The organism is Sabulibacter ruber (assembly GCF_017355955.1).
Lineage (GTDB): Bacteria > Bacteroidota > Bacteroidia > Cytophagales > Hymenobacteraceae > Nibribacter > Nibribacter ruber_A.
This window is the reverse complement of sequence record NZ_JAFFID010000001.1, coordinates 233,502-258,687: the sequence shown is the minus strand read 5'-3', so window position 1 is coordinate 258,687 and position 25,186 is coordinate 233,502. Positions and strand designations below refer to the sequence as shown.

The window sequence follows — 25,186 nt, the reverse complement described above, 5'->3', positions numbered from 1 at the left end:
TAGCGCCTGTTTTCTGGAAAAGGAGCCGAAATTGAATTAAGTTTCTGACGATGAGTTTGCAATCCATTGAAATGTTCAACCATCAAGAAAACACCAGTAACACAAAGAAGCCATTCCGGTGCAGAATGGCTTCTTTGCGTCAGATATACTGAAATAGGAAATCCTGTTTCAAGGCTATTTTCCTGAAAACAGCCCCGAAACGCTATTCCAAAACCTCATAGATGGTCACCGGGTTGGCTTTATTCTTCAGGGAGGTCTCTCCTATTTTCTGACAGTGGAAAGACTCTTTCACTTTCTGGTACATCTGCTCAGAAATGATAATCTGGTTGGGCTGCGCCACCGATTGTAACCTCTGGGCCAGGTTCACCGCATCACCAATAACGGTGTAATCCAGGCGCTTCAGAGAAACCGAACCGATGTTGCCGGAAATCATCTCGCCGGAGTTAATGCCTATGGAGATTTGCGGCTTAAACTCGGCTTCTTCGGTAGAGATCTTGTCGGTGTTCTTGATCTTTTCGCGTACGGCAAGGGCAGCATCTATGGCGCGGTCCATGTGGTAATCGCCCCGGAAAACGGCCATCACGGCGTCTCCCATGAACTTATCAATGAGGCCTCCCTGGTCAATAATCTCCTTCACCATCAGGTCAAAGAACTTGTTGATGAGTTTCACCACTGAATCGGCCGAGACGTGCTCGGTGATAGCGGTGAAGCCGCAGATGTCAATGAACATGACGGTTCCGTCAATGGCCTCGTTCTTCATGAGGCTTTGCTCAAACTCCTGGTGGGTCATGAAATTGAGCACGTTCTCATCCACGTACATCTTCAGGATGTTGTTCTCTTTGATGGCTTTCACCGTTTCACGCAGTTGGGTTACGTGCTGCACGGTTTTGTCCATGGTCAGTTCCAGGTCCTCAAAGTTGACGGGCTTGCAGACAAAGTCAAAGGCCCCCCGGTTCATCGCCATGCGGATGTTCTCCATATCGCCGTAGGCCGAGACTATCACCGCTTTGAGAATGGGATTCACATCCGGGAGTTTGCTGAGCAGGGTAAGTCCATCCATCACGGGCATGTTAATGTCTGACAGGATCACATCCAGATCCGGATGTTCCTGCACTTTCTGCAAAGCCTCGGCACCGTTCTGGGCGAACACAAACTCATAGCGGTTCTCCCTGATCTTCCGCCGGAACTTCTGCTTGATGAGCAACTCTAAATCCACCTCATCGTCCACTACTAAAATCTTGGCCATTACTCTACTACGGTTTTGAGTTTCTCTTTCAGAACAGAAAAGTCAAGCGGCTTGGTCAGGAAATCATTGGCTCCCTGCTGCATGGCTTGCTGGTAATTATCTTCGTCATTGTAAGCGGTCACCATCATGACTACCGGCGGAGGTGTGTTGTAGTCCTGCCGGATGTAATGCAACAACTCAATCCCGCTCATACCCGGCATGTTGATGTCTGACAATATCAAAACCACTTTGGAGGGGTGCTGCGCCAGGTAAGCCAGTGCCTCCTCGCCTGACAAAGCAAAGGAAAACACGATCTCACCACTTCTGATTTCTTTTCTGAATCGCTGCTGAAACAAGGGTTGAACATCTGCCTCGTCGTCTACCACTAAAATATGCATGCGCGGGGAATTTAATTTGAGATAGAAAATTATAGCTTTCTAGCTGTTTTTTAAAGGAAGGTGGATAATAAATTCGGCATACTGGCCTTCTTCTGAGTTTACCTTCAGTTCGCCGCCGTGCCCTTTGGTAATGATGTCGTAGCTCAGAGAAAGGCCCAGACCGGTTCCTTCGCCGGTGGGTTTGGTAGTGAAGAAGGGCTGATAGATCTTGTCCATCACCTGCTGCGGCACGCCCAAGCCGTTATCGCGCACAATGATCTCCACCGTGTCTTCCTGCCGGCGCGTAATCACCTGCACGGTTGGCTCAAAGGTGCCATTCAGGTTTTTCTTTTTCTGCGCGACTGAGTAGAAAGCATTGTTGAACATGTTCAGGAAAACCCGGCCTATGTCCTGCGGGATTACGGTTACTTTCTCAATACCGGTGTCAAATTCGGTTTTCAGCGAGGCGTTGAACGTCTTGTCCTTCGCCCGCAAGCCGTGGTAGGATAAGCGAAGGTATTCATCGGCGAGGGCATTGAGGTCGGTGGGTTCTTTCTGGCCCGTGCTGGCGCGGGAGTGCATGAGCATGCCTTTCACAATGGAATCGGCGCGCTTGCCGTGGTAGGTGATCTTCTCCAGGTTCTGGGTCAGGTCGCCCAGGATTTCGGCGGCGTAGTCCTGTTCCTCGGCGGGCAGGTGCTTCAGCGGACCTTCCTTGAGTTCATCCAGCAATTCAATGCTTACCTCAGAGAAGTTATTGACAAAGTTGAGCGGGTTCTGGATCTCGTGGGCAATACCGGCGGTGAGTTCTCCCAGCGAGGCCAGTTTTTCCTGCTGAATCAACTGCGCCTGGGTAGACTGCAGTTCTCTCACGGTCTGCTGCAGTTCCTCTTTCTGAATGGTGAGCTCGGCGGTGCGGGAGGCCACCAGAATCTCCAGTTCCGATTTCCGGATGGAGATCATCTTCTTCTGCTCTTCTTCCTGAAGCCGTTTCTGGCGTTCTTTTTCAATTTCTTTCTGCCCTTTGTTGTAAGTGCCCCAGGCCGCGAAGATGTAGATAAACGCTGCCAGCGTAGCCATGCTGTAGTAGTCTTCCCACTCGTCATAATAGGTCCGGGCGAAGAGCTGCATCAGGGAAAGTAACCCAACTACAAACAAAAAGGGATAAAACACCTGTTGCAATGGGCGGGTAGGTGTGAAATCCTCGTGCCGGTAGGCTGCCACCAGAATCCCACCCAGGTAAAGAAAGCCAATCAGGTCAGAAACGGTGTCCTTGAAGGTGCTGGTCACAAACATGATAAGGCCTAAGGTGACCCAACTGGCAATATTCAGGGGAGAGGCCCACTTTTCTGCTAATGGGGTGTTCAAGATAGATTTCCGTAGCTGCCTTAGCAGAAAAAAGGCGGCCATGAAAGTAAAGAATTGCATAGCTCTGTAAGATTTTATCCCGAACTAAAGGTAAGATTTTAGAACAAGCGTCACACAGGTTTTGGCTATTTTATTAAAAGTAGCCTATATTCTTGATCTTCTATATTAGCTTTTCTCTGGCGGGATGCCATTGATGCAGTACCAGGCAGGCCCGGTGTCCCTCTATCCTTTTCCTTTCCGCTACCACCTTAATTTAAGAAGAAAAGAGATAACCGGCTACTCTCTCCAGGGATCTAAAACTTTGGTTTCCGTTCTTTCTCTTGTAAGTTGGAGCCTCTTTTCAGGAGGAGGTCTAAAAGAAGCCTGATCCGATGGGGTTGCTCACCCCGGAAACCAAAAAGAAGCTCAGTAGTAGAACACCTGAAGACCTCGCAATTCTGCTTTATGAAGGAAATACAGGAAATAGTGGCCGTTTATGCAAAACACCAGCAAAACGGCCTGAAAACGGCCCTGGCAACGGTGGTGCACGTAGAAGGCTCCTCTTACCGCCGACCCGGCGCCCGCATGCTGGTGTCTGAGGAAGGACATCTGACCGGAGCCATCAGCGGCGGCTGCCTGGAAGGCGATGCCCTGCGCAAAGCCCGCCTGGCCATGGTGCAAGGCACCCCCAGTTTGGTGAAATATGACACAATGGACGATGATGACTCCAAACTGGGAGTGGGCTTAGGCTGCAACGGTATCATCCATATCTTGATTGAACCCATAGACCCGCAGGACCCCAATAATCCGATGGTTTTCCTGCAGCACCTGGTTTCCCAGAGAAGAAGCGGCGTGCTAATAACCCTTTTCTCGATGGAAAACCGACGGGGGCACCAGCCCGGCACCTGCCTGTTCTTAACCGAGGATGGTTCGCAAATGGGCAGCGCCCCTTCGGTTGAGTTAAACTCAGAGATGCTGCAACATGCCCGGGCGGCGCTGGAGCAGGGCGCTTCCTCTTTCCAGACCTTCCCCGCTGAGCATGAATTGACAGGTTTCATTGAATATCTTCCTCCTTCTATCTCGCTGGTAGTGTGCGGGGCGGGCAATGATGTGATGCCCCTGGTGCACATGGCGCAAGCCTTGGGCTGGCATACCACCGTGGTAGACGGCAGAGCCAATTACGCTACCCCGGATCGCTTCCCCTCCGCGCAAAAGGTACTTATTTCCAAACCAGATCAGGTACTGGAGCAGGTTCAGGTTGACCATAGAACCGCCTTTCTGCTTATGACGCATAACTACAACTATGACTTAGCTATGCTCCGGAACCTGCTTCCGCTGCAGCCTTCCTACATAGGAGTGCTGGGCCCTAAAAAGAAACTGGAACGATTGGTAGACGAACTACAGGAAACAGGCACTCCGCTTACAGAAGAGCAAAGGAAGATCCTCTACGGCCCTACCGGACTGGACCTTGGGGCGGAAACCTCAGAAGAAATTGCCTTATCTGTGCTGGCCGAGATCAAAGCCGTGTTCAGTAACCGAAATGGAGGTTATTTGCGGGAAAGACAGCAAAGCATTCACTCCGGCTCTGTTCCTGATAAACCCGCTGCCCTCCTCTCCTAGTTTATGGCAAAAACCGGTATAATCATCTTAGCCGCAGGCTCTTCCTCCAGGTTAGGTCAAGCAAAGCAGCAACTTACCTTTCAGGGCCAGACCTTGTTGCAGCGGACCATCAAAGCAGCCGTTGATGCTAAACAGTGCCTGGTAGTTGTGGTGTTAGGAGCTAATGCAGAACAGATAAGACCTACCTTGGAACCGTTTGAGGTTCTTTTCCTACATAATCCAGGTTGGGCCGAAGGCATGGCTTCCTCAATCCGGGTGGGCTTAACCGAGGTACTCAGAATTGAGCCTGAACTGGAAGCAGTCGTCTTCCTGCTGTCTGACCAGCCGTTTGTGGAGGCAGCCCTCCTGAAGAAGATGATACAGGTGCAGGAAGAGACCGGCAAGTCAATAGTGGCTTGTTCTTACCAGGATACCCTGGGAGCACCGGTGCTCTTTACAAAAGAATTCTTTCCCGAGCTTCAGCAGCTTAAAGGCCAGGAAGGAGCCAAGAAACTTCTCGCCCAACACCCCGAAAAAGTCGCTTCCATTCCCTTCCTCAAAGGAGCAATTGACATAGACACCCCTTCAGATTATGCTGCCCTGCAGCAGATGGAGGAAAACGAGTAAAACCTGGTTTCTCCTGGTTTCCCTTGAATGAACCCGTTTAGAGCCTGTTTTCAGCAAAACAGGCTCTAAACGGGTTCTTCCTGTTTGGCCTATCGTATAAATACGCACCGCTCTCTAACTTAAATTCAATGGCACCCGTACCATTAGGATTGGAAGCAGGCATCTTCCTGCTGGTGAAGTTGGAGCAGCGTTAATTCGTTCGTGGGGTTTATCTATCAATCAGCCAAGCGGTTGGCTACAAAAAGGAAGTTTTACCTGTTCAACCAGAAGCTCCATGAACAAAGAAAATGCGGTGGGCACCGCGGAAGTCACCCGGCCTACCCTCCCCCAAACCCGTACGGTCACCCTTACGGTGAACGGCACCGAACACCAACTACAACTGGCTCCCTGGACCTCCGTGCTGGATGCCTTGCGCGAATACCTTCACCTTACCGGTACCAAAAAAGGCTGCGACCATGGCCAGTGCGGCGCCTGCACCATCTTGCTGGACGGCAAACGCATTAATTCCTGCCTTACCCTGGCCGTAATGCAGGAAGGCAAGGAAATCACCACCGTGGAGGGGCTTGCCAAAGACGGAGAGTTGCACCCGGTACAGCAAGCCTTCATTGAACATGATGCGTTCCAGTGTGGCTACTGCACTCCGGGCCAGATCTGTTCAGTCATTGGTTTGGTGAACGAAGGCAAAGCCAAAACCCTGGACGACATCAAAGACCTGATGAGCGGAAATATCTGCAGATGCGGGGCTTACGCCAACATTGTTCAAGTGGCGCAGGAAGCGCTGGAAAGGAGAACCGGACTATGAGACCATTCACCTTTACCCAGGTACAGGACGTGGACAGCGCCGTGCAGGAAGTTTCCGCCGAAGGGGCCAAATTCATAGCCGGCGGCACCAACCTGCTGGACTTGATGAAGATTGATGTCATGAGCCCGAGCCACTTGGTAGACATCACCAAAATAGCCCTCAATACCATTGAAGAAACCGAAGAGGGTGGTATACGCTTAGGCGCCCTGGTCACCAATGCCGATACCGCCTACCATGAACTGGTAGAAACCCGGTACCCGCTGCTGTCGCACGCTATTCTGGCGGGGGCCACCGCTCAGTTGCGCAACATGGCTACCAATGGCGGCAATCTGCTGCAGCGCACCCGCTGCTACTACTTTTATGATACCCAGACCCCGTGCAACAAGCGGGAGCCTGGCTCGGGCTGCTCGGCCATTGAAGGCTATAACCGCGATTTAGCCATTCTGGGTACCAGTGAGCACTGCATTGCCACCCACCCATCGGATATGTGCGTTGCCCTGGCGGCGCTGGAAGCTACCGTACGGGTGAAAGGGCCACAGGGCGAAAGACCCATTCCTTTTGCGGAGTTCCATCGCCTGCCTGGTGATAACCCGCACCTGGACTCCAATCTGCAGCCCGACGAGATCATCACCGCCATTGACCTTCCCGCCCAAGGGTTTGCCCAGCACTATACTTACCTGAAACTGAGAGACCGCGCATCTTACGCCTTTGCTTTGGTATCGGTAGCGGCGGCGCTGGACCTGGAGGGTTCTATCATCAAAGAAGCCCGCATTGCCTTGGGCGGAGTGGCGCACAAACCGTGGCGAGTGCCCGAAGCCGAAGCCTTCCTGCGGGGCAAGGAAGCGACAACAGAAAACTTCCGGCGGGTAGCCGAGGCCTACCTACTGGGAGCCAAAGGCTACGGCGACAACACCTTTAAAGTAGAATTAGCCAAGCGCGCCATTGTGCGGGCCCTGGAACAAGCTACCAAAATGGAACCGACATCATGAAAGAGAATTATACAGGCAAACCCGCCAACCGGGTAGACGGCCACGCCAAAGTAACGGGCACCGCCAAGTACGCCGCCGAGTTTGACGCCCCCAATCTCGTGCACGGGGTGGTGGTGAACAGCGCCATTGCCAAAGGCAGAATTAAAAGCATAGACACCTCTGAGGCGCTGGCTTTGGAGGGGGTGCTGGAGGTATTTACCCATGAAAACCGGCCCGGGTACACCTGGCTGGACAAACACTACCAGGACGAAGACTCGCCGCCGGGCTCCCCTTTCCGGCCACTTAACAGTGACAAGATTCTGTTCAGCATGCAGCCCATTGCGCTGGTGGTGGCAGAAACTTTTGAACTGGCCCGTTACGCCGCCCTGCTGGTGAAAGTGGAATACGAACGTGAGCCTCATTCCACGGATTTTGAGGCGAACATATCCAATGCCTATAAACCTAAAAAGTATAAATCCACGCCCCCACCAGACCCGCGGGGCGATGCCGAGCAGGCGTTTGCCGCGGCAGAGCTACAACTGGAGGAAGTCTACTCGCATACAGCGCAGCACCATAACCCCATTGAAATGCACGCTTCCATTGCTATCTGGCAGGAAGACGGCTCCCTCATCATCTATGACAAAATACAGGGAGTGCAGAACAGCCAGGAATACATCTCCAATGCTTTTGGAGTACCTAAGGAAAAGGTGCAGGTCTATTCTCCGTTCGTAGGCGGCGCATTCGGTTCGGGGCTTCGGCCACAGTACCAGCTTTTTTTGGCGGTGTTGGCTGCTCGGGAACTGAAAAGACCGGTCAAAGTGGTGCTCACCCGGCAACAGATGTTTTCGTTTGGGCATCGGCCTACCACCGCGCAGCGCATCGCCATGGGAGCCTCTCCAGACGGAAAGCTGCAGGCTATTCAGCACAATGCCTTCGGGGAGACGTCCACGTTTGAGGATTACAACGAAGACGTGGTCATTTGGCCCGGCGTGCTTTACCACTGCGACAACGTGCAGGTAAGCCACCAACTGGTGAGCCTGGATGTGTACACTCCCTTAGACATGCGGGCTCCCGGTGGTACCACCGGCACCTTTGCCCTGGAGATTGCCATAGACGAAATGGCCTACAAAGCTGGCCTGGATCCCTTGGAGTTCCGGTTGAAAAACTACACTGACACTGATTATAACGAAGGCAAGCCCTTCTCCAGCAAGGAACTGAAAGAGTGCTACCGCCAGGGTGCGGAGCGGTTTGGGTGGGCCAACCGGAAAATGGCGCCTCGATCAATGAAGAAAGGGCATCAGCTCATAGGCTGGGGAATGGCCCACGGGGGTTGGGAAGCCAAGCAGAAGGAAGCCGCCGCCAAGGCAGTGCTTTCGCCAGAGGGAAAACTAGAGGTAAGCTGCGCCACCGCCGACATCGGCACCGGAACCTACACCGTCATGACCCAGATTGCCGCTGAAACCATGGGTTTACCCATTGAGGATGTCTCCTTTAAATTAGGTGATTCTTCGTTACCTAAATCTCCGCTGGAAGGCGGTTCCTGGACTGTTTCCTCGGTAGGATCAGCGGTGAAGCAGGTATGCGAGAAACTACAGGAAGAACTCCTGAAAGTGGCACAGAAAAATGGGCATGAGATCTTCAAAGACGCCAAACCAGAAGAGATTTCTTTTGCGAACGGACGGATGTTCTTGTCCGAGGCTCCAGCTCAGTCTGTCCCGCTTCTGGAGGTTTTGGCACTGAATGAAGGAAAACCATTAGAAGCGGAAGTGTCTGCCAAACCCGCCAAAGAGCAACAGAAATACTCCAGCTACTCTCATTCAGCTACCTTTGCCGAAGTGCAGGTAGACGAAGATCTGGGAACCGTGAAGGTTACCCGGCTGGTGAGTGCCATTGCGGGAGGTAAAATCATCAACCCCAAAACGGCCCGAAGTCAGATTCTGGGCGGTACCGTCTGGGGCATTGGGTGCGCTTTAGAGGAACACACGGTCATGGACAACCACCTGGGCCGCTTCATCAACCATGACCTGGACAAATACCACCTGCCCGTGAACGCCGACATTCCTGAGACCGATGTCATCTTTGTGGAGGAGAAGGACGAAATAGTGAATCCCCTGGGCGCTAAAGGATTAGGTGAAATCGGGATTGTGAGCGTGGCCCCGGCCATTGCCAATGCGGTCTTTCATGCTACCGGCAAACGGATCAGAAGACTTCCCATCACCTTGGACATGCTTATGTAACTCTTTACCCGTTTCTCTGCTGTTTTATAAAAAGCAGCAGAGAAACGGGTTCTTTCCCTTTCAGATGCTTGTAAGTTGAATAAGAAAACATTAAATGATAACTAATTAGCCTTTATCAATTTACCTGAATCTAAGCATACTAAAGCTTCATCTAACCAAGTAACCCTAAAGCAACACCAACCCTGCTTTTCCGTAGGTGCATGAACCAGGCTTCCGGTGCTAATTTTCTCAATTCTTTATATAATCCGTAAATTCAATTGACCTTACTTCTACAGAGTTGTTCATTCAATTGACCTTACTTTTGGTTCAAGGGAAAAAGAGAAGTAGTTTTAGCACCGGACTGCCTGCATGAGCGGCTTGGCCGGAACATTTTAGAGTATTGAATATGGAAATCCTGCTGTTTGGGATCACAAGAGAGATAGTGGGGAGCGGCACCTTGAAAATAAAACCTGAGGAAACAATCCAGACGGTGGGCCAACTGAAAGCTTGGCTGGCGGGCCAATACCCGGCAATGGGTAAACTTAGTTCGCTGGCCGTTGCCGTAGACAGCGAGTATGCCGATGATGATCAACCCTTACAACCCGGGCAGGAAGTGGCGCTGATTCCGCCCGTGAGTGGAGGTTAATTTTTACACCATGCTGATTAAACTAGTTGAAGAGGTTGATGTCACAGAAGCCTACCATTACCTGCAATCTCCCAGCGCTGGCGGCATTGATATTTTCATCGGTACCGTCCGGGACCACGCCCAGGGCAAGGAAGTAACGAAACTGGTCTTTGAGGCCTACGCGCCCATGGCCCTGAAGGAAATGCAGAAAATAGCCGAGGCGGCCCAACAACAGTGGCCCATTGAGAAACTGGTGATGCTGCACGCCGTGGGCGAGAAACTGGTGGGCGAGCCGGTGGTGATCATTGGCGTGGCCTCAGCGCACCGTGATGCCGCATTTACCGCCTGCCGGTTCCTGATTGACGAGCTGAAGAAAACCGTTCCCATCTGGAAGAAAGAATATTACCAGGACAACAGCGTTTGGGTTAATGCCCACCCCTAATTCCAACCATGAGCAAACCCTTGTTGATAGATAAATACGGCCGGCAATTGACGTACCTGCGGCTCTCGGTCACTGACCGGTGCAACTTCCGGTGCTATTACTGCATGCCAGAGGAAGGAATGGATTTTGCCGCGCGCCAGGAACTGTTGTCGTTTGAGGAACTGTACCAGCTCTCGGCGCTCTTTTGCAGCCTTGGCGTGAACAAGATCAGGATTACGGGCGGCGAGCCGTTTGTACGGGCCGGGATTATCCCTTTTTTACGAAAACTAAGCCAGATACCGGGGCTGGAGGAAATCACCATTACCACCAACGGCACGCTGTCAAAGAAGCACATACAGGCGCTGAAGGAAATCGGCATCCGGAAAATCAACATCAGCCTTGATTCGCTGGACCGCGAGCGATTCCACCAGATCACCCGCCGCGACAGCTTTGAGGCGGTGTACGCCTGTATTTTCCAGTTGCTGGAAAGCGGGTTTGAGGTGAAACTCAACTGTGTGGTGGCCGAGGGCAAGAACATCCAGGACCTGGTGCCCTTTGTGGAGCTTACCAAGGAATACCCTTTGGCCGTACGCTTCCTGGAGGAAATGCCTTTCAACGGCACCGAGAACTTCCAGAGGCCGCAGTGGAGCTACCGTGAGATTTACGCGCACCTTAACGCCCATTACCCCGTGCTGGAGCAACTGCCCAGTGCCCCTTCCTCTACCTCGGTGAACTACCGGGTGCCGGGCTATGAAGGCACGTTCGGGATCATTCCATCGTTCAGCAGGACCTTCTGCGGTACCTGTAACCGCATCCGGTTGGGGGCCACCGGCGAGTTGCGCACCTGTCTGTACGGACCTCCGGCTACCAACCTGCGCGATCTGCTGCGGCTGGGCTTTACCCAGGAACAACTAGAGCAGGAAATCCTGGACGCGGTAAGCCAGCGCGAGAAAGACGGTTTCGCGGCCGAAGCCAGCCATGCCCGGCACGCCTCCATGTCACTGCTGGGCGGCTGATCTGAAGAGTAACCAAAATTTGTTTTAGGCCTGGTTTCCCAAAACTACGCTATAAACACCTTGCATTTACGTAATTACATGAGTTCACTTTCACATATAGATGAAAACGGGCTGCCAGGCATGGTAGATGTGTCTCCTAAAAAGGTGACCGTGCGCACGGCGGTGGCTGAGGGCAAAGTTCGTTTTCCGGAGGTGGTGTTTGAGCAGCTATCCGGGCAGAATTTCCTGACCAAAAAAGGCGGCGTGATCCAGACGGCCATCATTGCCGGTGTGATGGCGGCCAAGAAAACTTCTGATATCATTCCGCTTTGCCACCCATTGGCTTTGTCTACCTGTAAAGTGGAGATTGAACCAGCAGAAAACTACTCCTTGAAGGTTACCTGCCTGGTGCGCTGCGAAGGCAAAACCGGCGTGGAAATGGAAGCTTTGACCGGCGTCTCGGCCGCGGCGCTGTGCGTGTACGATATGTGCAAAGCCCTGAGCCATGACATCCAGCTCACCGATATCAGGCTGATTCAGAAAACCGGCGGTAAATCAGACATCCATGCAGCCTGATCAGGAAATATTCGGGTTGGTACTGAGCGGGGGCCAGAGCTCGCGCATGGGGAAGGACAAAGGCCTCATTCCCTATTACGGCATCTCGCAGCGGCAGCACCTGTACCAGTTGCTTCAACCATTTTGCTCCAGGGTGTACCTGAGCGTTAGACCGGGCCAGGAAAACGAAGTGGAGAAGGACATCAATTACCTGGTAGATACTCATGACCTGCGCGGCCCCATGAACGGGATCTTAAGTGCCCTGCGGCAACACCCCACCGCTGCCTGGCTGGTAGTAGCCTGCGATTTGCCGCTGGTAACCCCAAATACCCTGGAAAAGCTGGTCACAGAACGAGATCCCTGCAAAGTTGCCACCGCCTACGCCCAGAACGGCTCTGACCTGCCGGAACCGCTGCTGGCCATCTGGGAGCCTCAGGCCTATGAACCGGCGCTGGCCTTTACCCAAACCGGTAAAACCTGTCCGCGCAAGTTCCTGCTGAATACAAACATCAAACTCATTCACCCGGCGGATGACGAGGAGCTCTACAATGCCAACAGCCCCGACGAATACGCCTACATCACCCAAAAACTTCGCCATGGACAACCGCTATAGCCGGCAACTTCAGCTTTCTAGTTTCGGGCCAGAATCCCAAAAGAAGCTCCAAAACGCCAAAGTGCTGGTGGTAGGTGCCGGCGGCCTGGGGGTGCCTGTTTTGCAGTACCTGGCCGGAATGGGCGTGGGTACGTTGGGTTTGGTGGACGGCGACCTGATCAGCCTCACCAACCTGCACCGGCAGGTGCTCTACAGTACCCCGGAAGTGGGCAAACCTAAGGTGGAAGTGGCAACCCAGAAGCTCGCGCAGCTAAATCCGGCCATTCAACTGGTACCCTATCAAACCCATTTAACCCTGCAGAACGCACTGGAGATCATCAAGGAATATGACCTGGTGGTAGATGCCACCGATAATTTTGAAGCCCGGTACCTGATCAATGATGCGTGTGTTTTACTGGGCAAACCTTTCGTATATGGGGCCCTGCACCAGTACGAAGGGCAGGTAAGCGTCTTCAATTTTGAAGATGGGCCTACCTACCGCTGCCTGTACCCCAACCCACCCTCAGCAGAGGAAATCCCGGATTGCAACACTGCCGGCGTACTGGGCGTGGTGCCAGGTTTGGTGGGCTGCCAGCAAGCCCTGGAAGCCGTGAAGGTGATTACCGGCGTAGGCAAATCGCTGTCAGGTTACCTGCTCATGCTGGATTTCCTGAACCAGTCCCAACACAAAATCAAACTGAAAGCCAAACCAGAAAACCAGCGCATTCAGCGCCTGCAAGCTTCTTACGCGGTAGCGTCCTGCACCACCGTGCCCGAAATTGACCCTTCTGAGTTGATGGAATGGATGAACCAGGGCAAAAAGCTTTTGCTGCTGGATGTGCGGGAAGAAAACGAATACGTAGCGGGGCATTTACAAAAAGCCTTGCTGACGCCCCTGTCCATGTTTGAGCACCAGGTAGACCAGATGCCCACGCATTTACCCATTGTCACCATTTGCCAGAAAGGAGGCCGTAGCCTGAAAGTTGCGCAGATGCTGCTGGACAAAGACGCTGGGGCCGAGGTTTACAGCATGAAAGGCGGCATGGACGCCTGGCAGGAGCAACTACATAACCATTTAGTAGTTAGTTAACCATGGCCTGGGACCTCAACCTTCTGTTGCTGATCTTCAGTTTCTTTGTCATCGCTACCCTGTACTCCTCGGTAGGTTTTGGGGGCGGCTCCAGCTACCTGGCTTTACTGGCTCTTTTCCTGCCCAATTTTCTGGAAATCAAGTCCACGGCGCTGCTGTGCAACCTTGTGGTGGTGTCGGGCAGTACGTACCTGTTCATCAAGGAAGGCATCTTTGATTTGAAGAAATTTTTGCCCCTGGCCATTTGTAGCGTACCGGCGGCTTTCCTGGGGGCTACCTTTTCCTTAACGCAATCGGTGTTCTTTATCTGTTTAGGGAGTGTGTTAGCCTTGTCAGGGGCCTTGCTCATCCTTCAGTTCTTCACGCAGCCGGTTTCCCAGAAGATGGAATACGCCCAGCATTCGGGTTTGTTCAACCTGGGATTGGGAGCCGGTTCGGGCTTTATCTCGGGGTTGGTGGGCATTGGAGGAGGAATTCTGTTGTCGCCCATCCTGCACTTGCTGCGGTGGGCCGATGCCCGCACCATTGCCGCACTTGCTTCCTTCTTCATCCTGGTGAACTCCATTGCAGGTTTAATGGGTCAACTGGTCAGCGGCAACTTCAAGGCAGCGCCTTCTTTGCTGGTGCCGCTGCTGCTGGCGGTTTTCCTGGGCGGGCAACTGGGTACCCGGGTTAGTTTGCGCAAGATCAAACCTCAGGCGGTGAAAGGCCTTACCGGCGTGTTTATCCTGTACATCGGCCTGAAGCTTGTGTTGGAATACAGCTAGAATCCTGATCTTTGCGCCATGATCTCCGTTGATGAAGCCTTACAACTGGTACTGCAGCATACCATACCGTTACATATCCAGGAAGTAGACTTACTGCAATCCGTGGGCCGGGTTTTGGCGCAGGAAGTCCTTGCCGACCGCGACTTCCCTCCTTTTCACCGGGTAACCATGGACGGCTTTGCCATCAACTCCCAAACCTTTGCGGCCGGTAAAAGAACCTTCCAGATAGAGCAAACCCAGGCCGCCGGTTCTCCCCAAGTTTCCTTGAAAGACCCCGAAAACTGCATTGAGGTGATGACCGGTGCCATGCTGCCCCAAAACACCGATGCGGTAATTCCTTACGAGGTCTGCTCACTACAAGCATCTGTGGCTACTATTGAAGCGGAACAGGTCGTGAGCGGACAGAACATCCACACCCAGGGCGCAGACGGCAAAGCCGGAGAGGTCTTGCTTACCCCCGGAAGGAAGATCACCCCAGCCATGGTGGGAACCCTGGCCTCGGTAGGATTAGCCAGGGTGGAAGTGTACCAACTTCCCCGGGTAGCCATCTGTTCTACCGGCGATGAGTTGGTAGAGGTAGACCAGACTCCGCTCCCGCACCAGATCCGGCGTTCTAATGCCTACATGCTGGCGGCGGCTTTGCAGCAGGAGAACATTCCCGCGGCTTTGTTCCACCTGCCCGATGAGCCAGAGACCATGAAGCAGGAACTAACTTCTATCCTGGCGCGGCATGAAGTGCTTCTACTTTCCGGGGCGGTTTCCAAGGGCAAATTCGATTACCTGCCACAGGTATTGGAAGGATTGGGTTTACGGCAGATTTTCCATAAAATAGCCCAAAAACCCGGCAAGCCTATGCTGTTCGGTACTATGCCTGACCAGAAGGTGGTATTTGGCTTTCCCGGCAACCCGGTGTCTACGTTTGTCTGCTATCAACTGTATTTCAAACCCTGGCTGCACCAGTCCCTGAGTTTAAGAAAGACTGCTCCCTATTTCGCGCAACTAACCCAGGCTCTTACGTTTAAGCCCACGCTCACCTACCACGTGCCGGTGACGCTGTCAAACGAAAACGGCGTTCTGAAAGCCACGCCCGTGGATACCACTGGCTCCGGTGACTTGACCAGCCTCCTGAAAGCCGATGCTTTGCTGAGCCTTCCGGCCTCCCAACAGGATTTCAAGGCCGGAGAAGCATTTCCGTTGACCAGGCTGTAGATTTTGCCTCGTAGTAACCAATTATTGCCCCAACATAGCTTTTGTTTACGGCTCAATTTCCAGGAAACACCCGAAAAACAGAAATCTGCCTCCTCCGGGACCTATCTGCCAGAGAATTTTCCGTACAAAGCCTAGAAGCAAGGAAACGCGAGTATGAACCAGAATGAAAGAACCGAATGGGATGCCGAGCGGTACCGGGAACTGAATAGCTATTTCCGGGAGCGCATCAACCAACTTTTGACCTCAGATCCGCACCTGGTGAACCAGGTTGCCCAGGGCAAAGGCCTGCAGCTGGAGGAAATTGTGGAGAGCATGACCCTCAATGACCAGGTACTCTGGAAGGAGTTCCTGGAACTGGACCACATGAAGATGCAGATTGATATCCAGGACCATCTGGAAGGGAAAGGTACGCCGCTGGACAGCCAGAAAGGCTTTTACCGGCAGCACCATGATCCTGACGAAGACGAGGATGCGCTTTGGTAAAAAGTGCATCCCTTTTAAGATCTACTTCAAGGCATCAAAGCTGTACTTGGCATCGCTCCAGAATTCATCCAGGGCAATGATGCGCGGCTTGAAAAACGAGATGAGGGCGGGCCAATCTTCGCGGTTGAAGACACTCACAGGGCTGATCTCTTTGTAGATGCGGCTGATGGTTTCGCCGTACTCGTTGGTGGTGTGCAGGTCCCACTCCCACTCCTCGCCCAGTGTCTCGTGCAGGTAGGTCTTCAACTCCAGAAACTGGTCAAAGTAAAGCTCCTGGATCTCGGGGTCTGGGTGCGTCAACTCAATGGCAATGGAAGCTACTTTCTTTTCGGCCTTCATCCGGAAGTACACGTGCTTGAGCCCGGTCTTGTAGTTAGACCAGTTGATCTTTAACCCCTCGGCTGAGGGATGGGGCGCAATGTACTGGCCAAAGGTGGTCCAGAAAGCTTGTCTGAGTTGCGAGGCTTGTTCCCGGGTGTACATGTGATGTGATTCAATAAAGGTTTAGGGAAAATAAGGGTTAGCGGCGGGTGTCTGAAGGAGACCGGCGCAAAGCGTAGGGGGCCGCTATAATCCTATTCCCCCAGAAAAATTCAATTCAACGGATAGGCCAAAAGCCAGATGGTTCATAAATACCTACTTTTAGGTATTTATTTCGATGTACAAACATCTGTACTTTGCTGACAGATGGAATTGATTAATGCATTCTCCATTACAGGGTTTTTATTTTTGTTTGTGAAGAGGGGGCATCGGGGGACGCCCCCTCTTTGTTTTTACCCTGTTTTGAAAAATCTGCCGATAAACCCTTCTGCCCCACTTCTTTCAATAGTACCAAAACAGAAGCTATTTACCTATGACAGAACAGCTTACCAAAGCTGATGCACGGTAGGCTTGATGTATTTCTCATACACTGCCTGTACACCGGCCATTTGCTCTTGACTTAAGGCCGGCAACTCTGCCGCGTGCAGGTTTGCTGATACCTGCTCGGGCCGCGAGGCACCCGGAATGACGGTGCTTACCTCTGGGAACATCAAGACCCAGCGCAAAGCCCAGGCCGCCAAGGACTCCTGCCCGGGGAACAGTTTCTTCAGTTCTTCCACTGCGTCCAGACCCAGGTCAAAATCTACGCCTGAGAAAGTTTCGCCTTTGTCAAACGCTTCGCCGTTGCGGTTGAAGGTGCGGTGATCCTCGGGACCGAAGGACGTCTGGTGGCTCATCTTTCCGCTGAGCAAACCGCTGGCCAGGGGCACGCGCACAATAATGCCCACGTTGTTTTCCCGGGCGGCCGCAAATAACTGCTCACTGGGCTTCAGGCGGAACATGTTAAAGATTACCTGGATGGTGGTTACGTTGGGGTACCGCATGGCCATGAGCGCCTCGTCCACTAACTCCACGCTCACGCCCAGGTTCCTGATTTTGCCTTGCTCTTTGAGGCGGTCAAAGGTCTCGAAGATTTCGGGGCGGGTGTACACATCGGTGGGCGGGCAGTGCAGTTGAATCAGATCCAGCGTTTCCAGGCCGGTGTTGCGGAGGCTCTGCTCCACGTAGCCAATCAGCTTCTCCGGGGTGTAGCCTTCCGGTACGTGCGGCTGAATCTGACGTCCGCATTTGGTGGCCACAAAGATCTCTTCTGAGCGGCTTTTCACCACTCTGGCCACGGCGGCTTCGCTCAGGCCATCGCTGTAAACATCGGCGGTGTCAATGAAGTTTACCCCGGCATCAATGGCCGAGTTGATGATGCGCTCGGCGTTCTGATCATTGAAGGGATCGCCCCAGCGGCCCCCTACCTGCCAGGTACCCAGCGCGATTTCTGATACGTTGAATCCCGTTTTGCCTAGTGTTCTGTAGTTCATGTTCCTGTTGTTATAGGTATGGTTACGTTTTGTGAGTGAGCTGCTGTTTACGGCTTACCTTTCTGTTTTTAGCTCAATCTTATGAAAAAGCCCCTATTCTACCGGTGCTGTTCATACAAAGCAAGCGAAATCTGCTCCCGCAAAGAAAGGAATTTTTCCTGGGTAAGGTCAGCGGAATGGGCAGCAGCCAGGGCATCCTGCAGTTGTTCCGGGGTTCTGATGCCCAGCACCGCCGTGGTTACCGCCGGATGGTGCAATACGTACCGCACGGCTGTTTCCATGGCTTGTTCTTCTGACTGAGCTACGGACCGCAAAACTTTGGCGGCGTGGGCCACTTCATCGGCGGTATGGCCCAGGTACGTATTGGGAGCTTTACCCAATAACAAGCCCTGAGCCAGACTACCGCGGGCCAACACGCCAATCTGGTGCTGCTGCAACAAGTCCAGCATCTGCTCTTCGGGGCGGCGGTCCAACAAGCTAAACTGCATCATGACACTCACCATGGAAGACCGCTTTACGTACTCCCTGATCACGTTAGGCCTTATGGAAGAGATGCCGTAGTGCCTGATTTTGCCCTGTTGTTTCAGGAGTTCAAAGGCTTCGATGGTCTCGTCAATGGGGTCCTCAATGGTGCCGCCGTGCAGTTGGTATAGATCAATATAATCAGTCTGCAGGCGACGAAGGCTTTTTTCAACCGCCTCCAGGATGTAAGCTTTGGTGGGGTTCCAGTCCCAGCCGCTGCCATCGGGTCGCCATTGGTTGCCTACCTTGGTGGCGATGATCACCTGGTCTCGCTTTCCCTGGAAAGCTTTGCCCACCAGTTCCTCGTTCTGGCCTTTGTCGTACAGGTCGGCGGTGTCAAAGAAGTTGATGCCTTGTTCCAGCGCCTGGTGCAGCAACCGGATATTAAGGGGCTCCTCTCCTTTCAGAGACATACACCCGAAACTCACCTCGCTTACCTGTAAGTCTGAGGTGCCTAGCTTTTTATACTTCATACAGTAAAGTTCTACGTTAACTTAGCCCTGAGCCTGAAAACCAAAGGTAGCAGGAAACCGGTTTTGGGGCTGGTTTCCTAAAAGAAACCCTAAAACAGAGAAGCCATCCCTTACAAACGCGGATACGCGCAAGAAGATACCTGCCCTACCCAATTGGTGTAACAAAATAAGCTCCGCTCCTAGGTTTTTCTCCTTTCCCGTTTAGCCCATGGTTTAGCTGAAACAGCCTAAAAACAGCCTACCCCAAATCTTAACTAGTAGCCCTGTAGGCATCCCCAATATCCTGACACACCCCTTACCGTATAAACCCGGAGACAAGAACCAGCAGCTACGCGCGGCAGGAGAAACCACCCTCCTGTTCAAGACCTATGAAACTATGGAAAAAACAAAACAGCACCTGTGGTGGCAGGAAGGCATCATCTACCAGATTTACCCCAGATCATTTCAGGACAGCAACCAGGACGGCGTAGGCGATCTGCCGGGCATTACCCAACGCTTAGATTACCTGCAGTGGCTAGGCGTTGACGCCATCTGGATTTCGCCCATCTATGATTCGCCCATGGCCGATTTTGGGTACGATATCTCCAACTACACCGGCATTCACCCACTCTTCGGGAACATGGAAGAATTTGACACGCTGTTGCAGGAAGCGCACGCCCGCCATATCAGAGTATTGCTGGACCTGGTGCCCAACCATACCTCAGACCAGCACCCCTGGTTTCTGGAATCGCGCTCATCCCGCGACAACCCCAAACGCGACTGGTACATCTGGAAAGATCCGCTCCCCGATGGCTCGCCGCCCAACAACTGGCTGGCCATGTTTGGCGGCACCGCCTGGGAATGGGACGAGCATACGCAGCAATATTACTACCACGGTTTCCTGAAAGAGCAGCCCGACCTGAACTGGCGCAACCCTGAGGTACAGAAGGCCATGCTGGACGTGATGCGGTTCTGGTTTGACAAAGGCATTGACGGATTCCGGATTGACGTGATCTTCCACATGATCAAAGACGCGCAGTTCCGGAACAACCCGGTCAACCCTAATTACGCCCCGCACCAGGCCACCTATGACCAGTTGCTGCCCGTGTACTCCACAGACCAGCCCGAGGTGCACGACATAGTGCGGATGATGCGCCAGGTAGCGGATGAATATGAGGGAAAGGTTCTGATTGGCGAGATTTACCTGCCCATCAACAAGCTAATGGCCTACTACGGCACCAATCACTCGGGCGTACATTTGCCTTTTAACTTTCAGTTGCTCACGCTGCCCTGGGATGCTCAACTGCTTTCCACTACCATTGACCAGTACGAGGGAGCCTTACCCCTAGACGGCTGGCCCAATTGGGTACTCAGCAACCATGACCAACCGCGTATCACCAGCCGGGTGGGCATTGCCCAGGCCCGCGTAGCGGCCATGCTTTTGCTCACTTTGCGCGGAACGCCCACCGTTTACTACGGCGATGAGATTGGCATGCGCGATGTTCCCATTCCGTTTGAAGAAGTGCAGGACCCCCAGGGCCTGAACATGCCCGATAAGAACCTGAGCCGTGACCCCGCCCGTACGCCTATGCAGTGGGATTCCAGCCAGAACGCCGGGTTTACTACTGGCAAGCCCTGGCTCAGACTGGCCCCCAACTTTCACCGGGAGAACGTGCTGGCCCAGAAAGACGATGCCTACTCTATGCTTTCGCTCTACCGGCGGTTAATACAACTAAGGCGGCAGGAACCCGCCCTTTCTGTTGGCAGCTACATCCCGGTGTATTCTGATAACCAGATGATTTCCTATATCCGGCAGGCCGAAGGGCATGACTCCTTTTTGGTGCTGCTCAACCTAACCCACCGACCCTGCTATTTCAAAGCCAAAAACCTGGAGATCAAAGGGACAATAGAGCTGGCCACCGTGCCTGAACTGGAAGGCACTACCGTGGATACTACCATCAACCTAGGCGGTGATGAAGCCATCATCGTTCGGCTTTCCTCTTAGGAAAAGAAGCGTTTTCTAGTCCCCAATAGCACGCCTGCTCCATCACCTAAGACATTTTCAAACTTGTCTTGGGCAGGCATGCTATTGGGGACTTTTTAAGTCTTTCCAGAAGTAAATTCTTAAAGCATCTGAATTCAAGACCTGCTCGGTTCTTTGTTTTGGAACTTCCTTTCGGTTTAGGTATAATCTTTTTCATTTAAGTACTTACTGCTCAACCTTATCTGAATATTCAAGTATATCGCTTGGAATTTATACTTATAAATAAATACGTATGAAATGGGTTGGAGCAAACTATTTAGGGAATGGCAGATGTGTATTCAGAGTATGGGCCCCAGAGAAAAAAAGCATGGCCCTGCACTTGATGCACCCCGAAAAACAAAAGCTTGAAATGCAGAAAGATGGTGAAGGGTACTTCACCTTGGAATTGAACCATATCCAACCCGGTTATCGGTATTATTTTGCGCCGGAGGGCGAACAGGAGTTCCCGGATCCAGCCTCGTATTACCAGCCCGAAGGGGTCCACGGCCCTTCTGAGATAGTTGACCCAGAAGCGTACCTTTGGCAGGATGCCTCCTGGCGCGGTCTTCCCTTTGAGGACCTTATCCTGTACGAACTGCACGTGGGCACCTTTACCCCGGAGGGAACCTTTAAAGCCATCATCCCGCTGCTGCCCGATCTGGCCGCCACTGGCATCAATGCCTTAGAGATTATGCCCGTGGCGCAGTTCCCCGGCTCCCGAAATTGGGGTTATGACGGCGTGTACCCTTACGCGGTGCAAAACTCGTACGGAGGTCCGCTGGGCCTGAAAACGCTGGTAGATGCCTGTCACGCGCACGGGATTGCCGTGTTCCTGGATGTAGTGTACAACCACTTAGGACCAGAAGGGAATTACCTGGCCAATTTCGGGCCTTATTTCACGCACAAATACGAAACGCCCTGGGGCGATGCCCTTAACTATGACGGGGACTGGTCCGACGGCGTTCGCGACTACTTTTCAGATAACGCCTTGTTTCTGCTGGAAGAGTACCACCTAGACGGCCTTCGCCTGGACGCCATCCACATGGCTTTTGACACCGGCGCTGTTCATTTTTGGGAGTACACCAACCTAAAGGTGCAGCAGTTGAGCCAGAAACTGGGCCGACCACTGCACATGGTAGCCGAGAGTGACTTAAACAGCCCCAGGGTCATCAATGCGCCAGAACTGGGCGGCTACGGCTTTAAAGCGCAGTGGCTAGACGATTTCCACCATGCCCTTTACGTGCTACTGGACCAGAAAGGCAAAGATCGGTACAAAGACTTCGGGAAGCTGGAGCAGCTGGCCAAAGCCTACACCGATGGGTTCGTGCACAGCGGCGATTATGTGTCTTTCCGGAAACGGAAGTACGGCGCTTCTTCGGCAGGCATTCCTGGGAACAAATTCGTGATCTTCAACCTGAACCATGACCAGGTGGGCAACCGCGTCAAAGGCGAACGCCTATGCGTGCTGGTAAACCAAGAGCGCCTGAAAATTGCCGCCGCCGCCATTCTGCTGGCCCCGTACGTGCCCCTGCTGTTCATGGGCGAGGAATATGCCGATGAAGCTCCTTTTTACTACTTCGTGAGCCATTCAGACCCTGACCTGATCAAAGCCGTACAGAAAGGCCGCAAAGAAGAATTCTCTGATTTTGGGTTTGAGGTGGAGCCGCCCGATCCGCAAGAGGAGAAAACCTTCCAGGATTCTAAACTGGACTGGAGCAAGCGGAATAAGGGACAACACAAACAGATCCTGGACTGGCACCGCTTCCTTATTCAGTTGCGCAAAAGCGAGCCCATTCTGAAAAACTACGTCAAAAACGACGTGCGGGTAGAAGTGATCCAGCAAGCTGGTTTTGTGCTACACCGCCAGGCACCCGGAGGCAACCAACACCTGTTCTGTCTCTTCAACCTCACTGAGGAAGGGATTACCTATACGTTCCCGAATTGGGCTCACCAATGGATTAAAGTCTTGGACTCTAAAGAACCGCACTGGATGGATTCTAAAGATGTAGTACCCGATTATCAACTGCCCACCCAGATTGCTTCGGCTAGTTCGCTTACGCTGCCCCCGCTGAGCGTAACGGTGTACAAAGGAATTGAGGATTGATAGTTTTAGAACTCAGGAAATCTATACCGAAAGAAGCTTCCATTTTAAGGCAGATTCATTGAAAACAGGCTAAAAATGGAAGCTATACCTTTCCATGTTCTCCCATTCATTGCCTAACTACAACCGCAAATGTGGGTGGCAAGATTACACGCGTTTCCAGGGGTTAATCCCTTCGGCTTTGGCCTTGGAATACAGCAGAAAGAAGTACACCAGATCCAACGTAAAAATCCCGAGGTAAAGGAGAATCAACAGGTAAGATTTAGGGAAGTACAGGTAAAACAGAACGGAAGGAAATATGGTGCCTATCCACTTGCTTAAGGCGATGTAGATGGATTGACCCGCTACACTATTCCGCTTCAGGAACATTCTTACAAACAGCACCGACATCATCAGGTTCTGGGCAAAGGCGGCGTAGATGCCAATGTAATCCTCAAATTCATGGGCCATGGCGGCAATCATGCAGGCGCAGTACACCAAGGTAAACAGGAACGTGAGCAGGAACAAATTCTTTGGCAAATGCTCGGGAAACTCCTTTCGGCCGTAGCGCAGGTACTGCACCAATATGCCCACATCAAACAAAAGCCACAGGTAATCAATGGAAAGCTGGGGTTGCGGGTGCGGATACACAAAGGAGAAAATAAACTCCCAGGAAAGGTTTGCGCACAAAGCCACCATGGGCATTCCGTAGATATTGTCTTTGTAGCCGCGCCGCAGAATAAGAAGGTACGTCAACGTCCAGAACACGCCGCTCCCCACCATCAGAAAAGAGCTTAGTGTTGCATCAAGGTGTACAGGGTCCTTTAACATAGTGTTCGCTTACCTCTAAACCACAATTTAGTTTAGGTAAGATATTGGGTTAGATTTTTGTTTAGGCAAACTGTGTAATTTTAAGCCTCAACAGAGCAATAGGCGCCACAGCCTACCGATGAAGCACGAATACACAAAACAAGGGATTTGCATCTGGTGTTTGAAAGGGAAAGAAAAAGGAAAAACCTTTAAGAACCAACCGCACACCATTTCCAGGAAAATAGGCAACACCCCCGTGGGGTTTGATATCTGCGATGAATGCAATACCTACTTTGGCACCATCGGCAGGACAGATCTTTTTACGGTTTCCCCCGAGGTGGCTTTGATTGAAACCTACGGAGTCCTTCAGTTTCTCTCTAACGCTGTTCTTGATTCCTCCCTCAAGCTGAAATCCAGGTTCTTCCAGTACCATCTTTCAACGTCAGCTGTTCAGCCCAAAGGCGATTATGAACTTAAACCAAAGTTTTTGAAGAACTTCACAAGGCAGTTTAAAAGAGGTATTTATGAAGTCTTTCTACAGGAATACCACCGATGCACCCAGAATGGGCTTGACCAACGGTTTGATCATATCAGGAGCTTCGCGCGGGCAGACTTGGGAGACCTACCACTGTACTTTCTAGAAGAAAAAGATGCCCCTCAAATGGAAGCAGCCGACACCACCTCTTCGCTTTCCTTTCCTGAAAACGCCCTTCTGCTTCTAGACGAATTTGGGTTTTATTCCTTGCGGCTGATGGGGCGGGTTTTCTTTTTGGAGGTGACTCCCAAAGCCAAGGGAGGCAAGGAAACGTACTTCAGAAAGGAACATCATGCCTGGCATAAAAAAGGGTCCCTCCTGAGCAAACTGGTCAAGCTGGAATTGATCACCGATCTTGATTTCACCTTAAGAAGTACTGCAACAGACCAGGGCTTTTAGTCTAGTTCAGAGCGTATCTGTTTTTTGTTCGTATTGACGTACAAAAACGTTATGCAAGAAACCTCACCGGAACCAAATCCCTTGATCCTGACCCTTTCTTTAGAGAATGAGGCTTCTGAATACTTCACAGCGCTGCGCAATCAGTACTTCCCGCCCCATCGCAATTACCTGAAAGCCCATTTAACGCTCTTCCATAAATTACCGCCACAGGAAGAAAGAATTGAAGCCGATTTACTTGAACTAAGCCAAAAACAGCAACAACTGCCACTGCACGTTTCAGGGCTCATCAGTTTAGGCAGAGGCGTGGCTTTTAAGATTGAAAGTCCAGAGCTGCAGCAAATTCATAGAGTCCTGCAATTGCAATGGGAACCTTTTCTTTCCCCGCAGGACAAACAAAAACTCCGGCCCCACATCACCATCCAGAACAAGGTTGACCCTGAAATTGCCCGAGAACTCAAGGAAAAGTTAGAGCAGGGTTTCACTTCTTTTACCATTGCCGGTACTGGCTTTTCCCTTTGGGAGTATGCGGGCGCCCCCTGGAAATTCATCAGGGAGTTTCCGTTTTCTAACAGGAGCTAATAGCATCAGAGTCCAGGAAGGACACGTTCTGGCAG

General features: G+C 52.2%; 25 protein-coding genes. 18 read left to right on the top strand and 7 right to left on the bottom strand.

Features of this window, described 5'->3' with window-relative positions:
* Nucleotides 1-202: 202 nt before the first annotated feature.
* Genes JT719_RS01070 through JT719_RS01060 form a run of 3 tightly spaced genes read right to left on the bottom strand, consistent with a single transcriptional unit; the run spans nucleotide 203 to nucleotide 3,030 of the window.
* Nucleotides 203-1,246 carry an adenylate/guanylate cyclase domain-containing protein gene (locus JT719_RS01070; RefSeq protein WP_207430239.1) on the bottom strand — a complete coding sequence of 348 codons (1,044 nt, stop codon included), beginning with the start codon at nucleotides 1,244-1,246 and terminating at the stop codon, nucleotides 203-205.
* On the bottom strand, nucleotides 1,246-1,623 hold the full coding sequence (locus JT719_RS01065) for a response regulator (RefSeq protein WP_207430237.1): 378 nt from the start codon (nucleotides 1,621-1,623) through the stop codon (nucleotides 1,246-1,248). Before JT719_RS01065 ends, JT719_RS01070 begins: the two co-directional genes overlap by 1 nt.
* A 39-nt stretch (nucleotides 1,624-1,662) precedes the next feature.
* Nucleotides 1,663-3,030, bottom strand: coding sequence for a sensor histidine kinase (locus tag JT719_RS01060; protein WP_207430235.1), 1,368 nt, complete (start codon nucleotides 3,028-3,030; stop codon nucleotides 1,663-1,665).
* Between the two features lie 384 nt (nucleotides 3,031-3,414).
* Here JT719_RS01060 and JT719_RS01055 point away from each other — a divergent pair, with 384 nt between their 5' ends.
* From JT719_RS01055 to JT719_RS00990, 14 genes are all read left to right on the top strand, one after another.
* Nucleotides 3,415-4,569, top strand: coding sequence for an XdhC family protein (locus JT719_RS01055; RefSeq protein ID WP_207430233.1), 1,155 nt, complete (start codon nucleotides 3,415-3,417; stop codon nucleotides 4,567-4,569).
* Between the two features lie 3 nt (nucleotides 4,570-4,572).
* A complete protein-coding gene (locus JT719_RS01050; RefSeq protein ID WP_207430231.1) occupies nucleotides 4,573-5,175 on the top strand; it encodes a nucleotidyltransferase family protein in 603 nt (200 codons plus the stop codon).
* A gap of 274 nt (nucleotides 5,176-5,449) precedes the next feature.
* Nucleotides 5,450-5,977 (top strand): (2Fe-2S)-binding protein, encoded by a 528-nt coding sequence (locus JT719_RS01045; protein ID WP_207430229.1) that lies wholly within the window; start codon nucleotides 5,450-5,452, stop codon nucleotides 5,975-5,977.
* On the top strand, nucleotides 5,974-6,966 hold the full coding sequence (locus JT719_RS01040) for an FAD binding domain-containing protein (RefSeq protein ID WP_207430227.1): 993 nt from the start codon (nucleotides 5,974-5,976) through the stop codon (nucleotides 6,964-6,966). Before JT719_RS01045 ends, JT719_RS01040 begins: the two co-directional genes overlap by 4 nt.
* A complete protein-coding gene (locus JT719_RS01035) occupies nucleotides 6,963-9,182 on the top strand; it encodes a xanthine dehydrogenase family protein molybdopterin-binding subunit (protein WP_207430225.1) in 2,220 nt (739 codons plus the stop codon). Before JT719_RS01040 ends, JT719_RS01035 begins: the two co-directional genes overlap by 4 nt.
* A 385-nt stretch (nucleotides 9,183-9,567) precedes the next feature.
* Complete coding sequence (moaD, locus tag JT719_RS01030) at nucleotides 9,568-9,807, top strand: molybdopterin converting factor subunit 1 (RefSeq protein WP_207430223.1); 240 nt, start codon at nucleotides 9,568-9,570, stop codon at nucleotides 9,805-9,807.
* Nucleotides 9,808-9,817: 10 nt separating this feature from the next.
* Complete coding sequence (locus JT719_RS01025) at nucleotides 9,818-10,228, top strand: molybdenum cofactor biosynthesis protein MoaE (protein WP_207430221.1); 411 nt, start codon at nucleotides 9,818-9,820, stop codon at nucleotides 10,226-10,228.
* Nucleotides 10,229-10,236: 8 nt separating this feature from the next.
* Nucleotides 10,237-11,223 carry a GTP 3',8-cyclase MoaA gene (gene moaA, locus JT719_RS01020; protein WP_207430220.1) on the top strand — a complete coding sequence of 329 codons (987 nt, stop codon included), beginning with the start codon at nucleotides 10,237-10,239 and terminating at the stop codon, nucleotides 11,221-11,223.
* A gap of 78 nt (nucleotides 11,224-11,301) precedes the next feature.
* On the top strand, nucleotides 11,302-11,778 hold the full coding sequence (gene moaC / locus JT719_RS01015; protein ID WP_207430218.1) for a cyclic pyranopterin monophosphate synthase MoaC: 477 nt from the start codon (nucleotides 11,302-11,304) through the stop codon (nucleotides 11,776-11,778).
* Nucleotides 11,768-12,370 carry an NTP transferase domain-containing protein gene (locus JT719_RS01010; protein ID WP_207430216.1) on the top strand — a complete coding sequence of 201 codons (603 nt, stop codon included), beginning with the start codon at nucleotides 11,768-11,770 and terminating at the stop codon, nucleotides 12,368-12,370. Before moaC ends, JT719_RS01010 begins: the two co-directional genes overlap by 11 nt.
* Nucleotides 12,354-13,439, top strand: a complete 1,086-nt coding sequence (locus JT719_RS01005; RefSeq protein ID WP_207430214.1) for a HesA/MoeB/ThiF family protein — start codon at nucleotides 12,354-12,356, stop codon at nucleotides 13,437-13,439. Before JT719_RS01010 ends, JT719_RS01005 begins: the two co-directional genes overlap by 17 nt.
* A 2-nt stretch (nucleotides 13,440-13,441) precedes the next feature.
* The gene (locus tag JT719_RS01000) at nucleotides 13,442-14,206 is read left to right on the top strand and encodes a sulfite exporter TauE/SafE family protein (protein ID WP_207430213.1); all 765 of its coding nucleotides are present in this window, start codon (nucleotides 13,442-13,444) and stop codon (nucleotides 14,204-14,206) included.
* 18 nt (nucleotides 14,207-14,224) lie between these two features.
* Nucleotides 14,225-15,415, top strand: a complete 1,191-nt coding sequence (locus JT719_RS00995; protein WP_207430211.1) for a molybdopterin molybdotransferase MoeA — start codon at nucleotides 14,225-14,227, stop codon at nucleotides 15,413-15,415.
* A 153-nt stretch (nucleotides 15,416-15,568) separates the two neighbouring features.
* On the top strand, nucleotides 15,569-15,898 hold the full coding sequence (locus tag JT719_RS00990; RefSeq protein WP_207430210.1) for a hypothetical protein: 330 nt from the start codon (nucleotides 15,569-15,571) through the stop codon (nucleotides 15,896-15,898).
* Between the two features lie 21 nt (nucleotides 15,899-15,919).
* Here JT719_RS00990 and JT719_RS00985 read toward each other — a convergent pair whose 3' ends face one another.
* From JT719_RS00985 to JT719_RS00975, 3 genes are all read right to left on the bottom strand, one after another.
* Nucleotides 15,920-16,381, bottom strand: a complete 462-nt coding sequence (locus JT719_RS00985; protein WP_207430208.1) for a DUF4268 domain-containing protein — start codon at nucleotides 16,379-16,381, stop codon at nucleotides 15,920-15,922.
* Nucleotides 16,382-16,764: 383 nt separating this feature from the next.
* Nucleotides 16,765-17,751, bottom strand: a complete 987-nt coding sequence (locus JT719_RS00980; RefSeq protein WP_207430206.1) for an aldo/keto reductase — start codon at nucleotides 17,749-17,751, stop codon at nucleotides 16,765-16,767.
* A 98-nt stretch (nucleotides 17,752-17,849) separates the two neighbouring features.
* Entirely contained in the window at nucleotides 17,850-18,746 is an 897-nt protein-coding gene (locus JT719_RS00975; protein ID WP_207430204.1) for an aldo/keto reductase, read from the bottom strand.
* A 376-nt stretch (nucleotides 18,747-19,122) separates the two neighbouring features.
* Between JT719_RS00975 and JT719_RS00970 the strand changes: the two genes are divergently transcribed.
* The gene (locus tag JT719_RS00970; RefSeq protein WP_207430202.1) at nucleotides 19,123-20,730 is read left to right on the top strand and encodes an alpha-amylase family glycosyl hydrolase; all 1,608 of its coding nucleotides are present in this window, start codon (nucleotides 19,123-19,125) and stop codon (nucleotides 20,728-20,730) included.
* A 271-nt stretch (nucleotides 20,731-21,001) separates the two neighbouring features.
* Nucleotides 21,002-22,852, top strand: coding sequence for a malto-oligosyltrehalose trehalohydrolase (treZ, locus tag JT719_RS00965; protein ID WP_207430200.1), 1,851 nt, complete (start codon nucleotides 21,002-21,004; stop codon nucleotides 22,850-22,852).
* Nucleotides 22,853-22,996: 144 nt separating this feature from the next.
* On the opposite strand, the gene JT719_RS00960 is transcribed toward treZ, so the two are convergent.
* The gene (locus JT719_RS00960) at nucleotides 22,997-23,659 is read right to left on the bottom strand and encodes a transmembrane-type terpene cyclase (RefSeq protein WP_207430198.1); all 663 of its coding nucleotides are present in this window, start codon (nucleotides 23,657-23,659) and stop codon (nucleotides 22,997-22,999) included.
* 160 nt (nucleotides 23,660-23,819) lie between these two features.
* On the opposite strand from JT719_RS00960, the gene JT719_RS00955 reads away from it, so the two are divergent.
* Entirely contained in the window at nucleotides 23,820-24,572 is a 753-nt protein-coding gene (locus tag JT719_RS00955; RefSeq protein ID WP_207430196.1) for a hypothetical protein, read from the top strand.
* 51 nt (nucleotides 24,573-24,623) lie between these two features.
* Nucleotides 24,624-25,151 (top strand): 2'-5' RNA ligase family protein, encoded by a 528-nt coding sequence (locus tag JT719_RS00950; protein ID WP_207430194.1) that lies wholly within the window; start codon nucleotides 24,624-24,626, stop codon nucleotides 25,149-25,151.
* Nucleotides 25,152-25,186 lie beyond the last annotated feature (35 nt).

Coding starts and splice junctions, on each gene's coding strand:
- JT719_RS01070 (WP_207430239.1), bottom strand. CDS start 1,246: ATGGCCAAGATTTTAGTAGTGGACGATGAGGTGGATTTAGAGTTGCTC.
- JT719_RS01065 (WP_207430237.1), bottom strand. CDS start 1,623: ATGCATATTTTAGTGGTAGACGACGAGGCAGATGTTCAACCCTTGTTT.
- JT719_RS01060 (WP_207430235.1), bottom strand. CDS start 3,030: ATGCAATTCTTTACTTTCATGGCCGCCTTTTTTCTGCTAAGGCAGCTA.
- JT719_RS01055 (WP_207430233.1), top strand. CDS start 3,415: ATGAAGGAAATACAGGAAATAGTGGCCGTTTATGCAAAACACCAGCAA.
- JT719_RS01050 (WP_207430231.1), top strand. CDS start 4,573: ATGGCAAAAACCGGTATAATCATCTTAGCCGCAGGCTCTTCCTCCAGG.
- JT719_RS01045 (WP_207430229.1), top strand. CDS start 5,450: ATGAACAAAGAAAATGCGGTGGGCACCGCGGAAGTCACCCGGCCTACC.
- JT719_RS01040 (WP_207430227.1), top strand. CDS start 5,974: ATGAGACCATTCACCTTTACCCAGGTACAGGACGTGGACAGCGCCGTG.
- JT719_RS01035 (WP_207430225.1), top strand. CDS start 6,963: ATGAAAGAGAATTATACAGGCAAACCCGCCAACCGGGTAGACGGCCAC.
- moaD (WP_207430223.1), top strand. CDS start 9,568: ATGGAAATCCTGCTGTTTGGGATCACAAGAGAGATAGTGGGGAGCGGC.
- JT719_RS01025 (WP_207430221.1), top strand. CDS start 9,818: ATGCTGATTAAACTAGTTGAAGAGGTTGATGTCACAGAAGCCTACCAT.
- moaA (WP_207430220.1), top strand. CDS start 10,237: ATGAGCAAACCCTTGTTGATAGATAAATACGGCCGGCAATTGACGTAC.
- moaC (WP_207430218.1), top strand. CDS start 11,302: ATGAGTTCACTTTCACATATAGATGAAAACGGGCTGCCAGGCATGGTA.
- JT719_RS01010 (WP_207430216.1), top strand. CDS start 11,768: ATGCAGCCTGATCAGGAAATATTCGGGTTGGTACTGAGCGGGGGCCAG.
- JT719_RS01005 (WP_207430214.1), top strand. CDS start 12,354: ATGGACAACCGCTATAGCCGGCAACTTCAGCTTTCTAGTTTCGGGCCA.
- JT719_RS01000 (WP_207430213.1), top strand. CDS start 13,442: ATGGCCTGGGACCTCAACCTTCTGTTGCTGATCTTCAGTTTCTTTGTC.
- JT719_RS00995 (WP_207430211.1), top strand. CDS start 14,225: ATGATCTCCGTTGATGAAGCCTTACAACTGGTACTGCAGCATACCATA.
- JT719_RS00990 (WP_207430210.1), top strand. CDS start 15,569: ATGAACCAGAATGAAAGAACCGAATGGGATGCCGAGCGGTACCGGGAA.
- JT719_RS00985 (WP_207430208.1), bottom strand. CDS start 16,381: ATGTACACCCGGGAACAAGCCTCGCAACTCAGACAAGCTTTCTGGACC.
- JT719_RS00980 (WP_207430206.1), bottom strand. CDS start 17,751: ATGAACTACAGAACACTAGGCAAAACGGGATTCAACGTATCAGAAATC.
- JT719_RS00975 (WP_207430204.1), bottom strand. CDS start 18,746: ATGAAGTATAAAAAGCTAGGCACCTCAGACTTACAGGTAAGCGAGGTG.
- JT719_RS00970 (WP_207430202.1), top strand. CDS start 19,123: ATGGAAAAAACAAAACAGCACCTGTGGTGGCAGGAAGGCATCATCTAC.
- treZ (WP_207430200.1), top strand. CDS start 21,002: ATGAAATGGGTTGGAGCAAACTATTTAGGGAATGGCAGATGTGTATTC.
- JT719_RS00960 (WP_207430198.1), bottom strand. CDS start 23,659: ATGTTAAAGGACCCTGTACACCTTGATGCAACACTAAGCTCTTTTCTG.
- JT719_RS00950 (WP_207430194.1), top strand. CDS start 24,624: ATGCAAGAAACCTCACCGGAACCAAATCCCTTGATCCTGACCCTTTCT.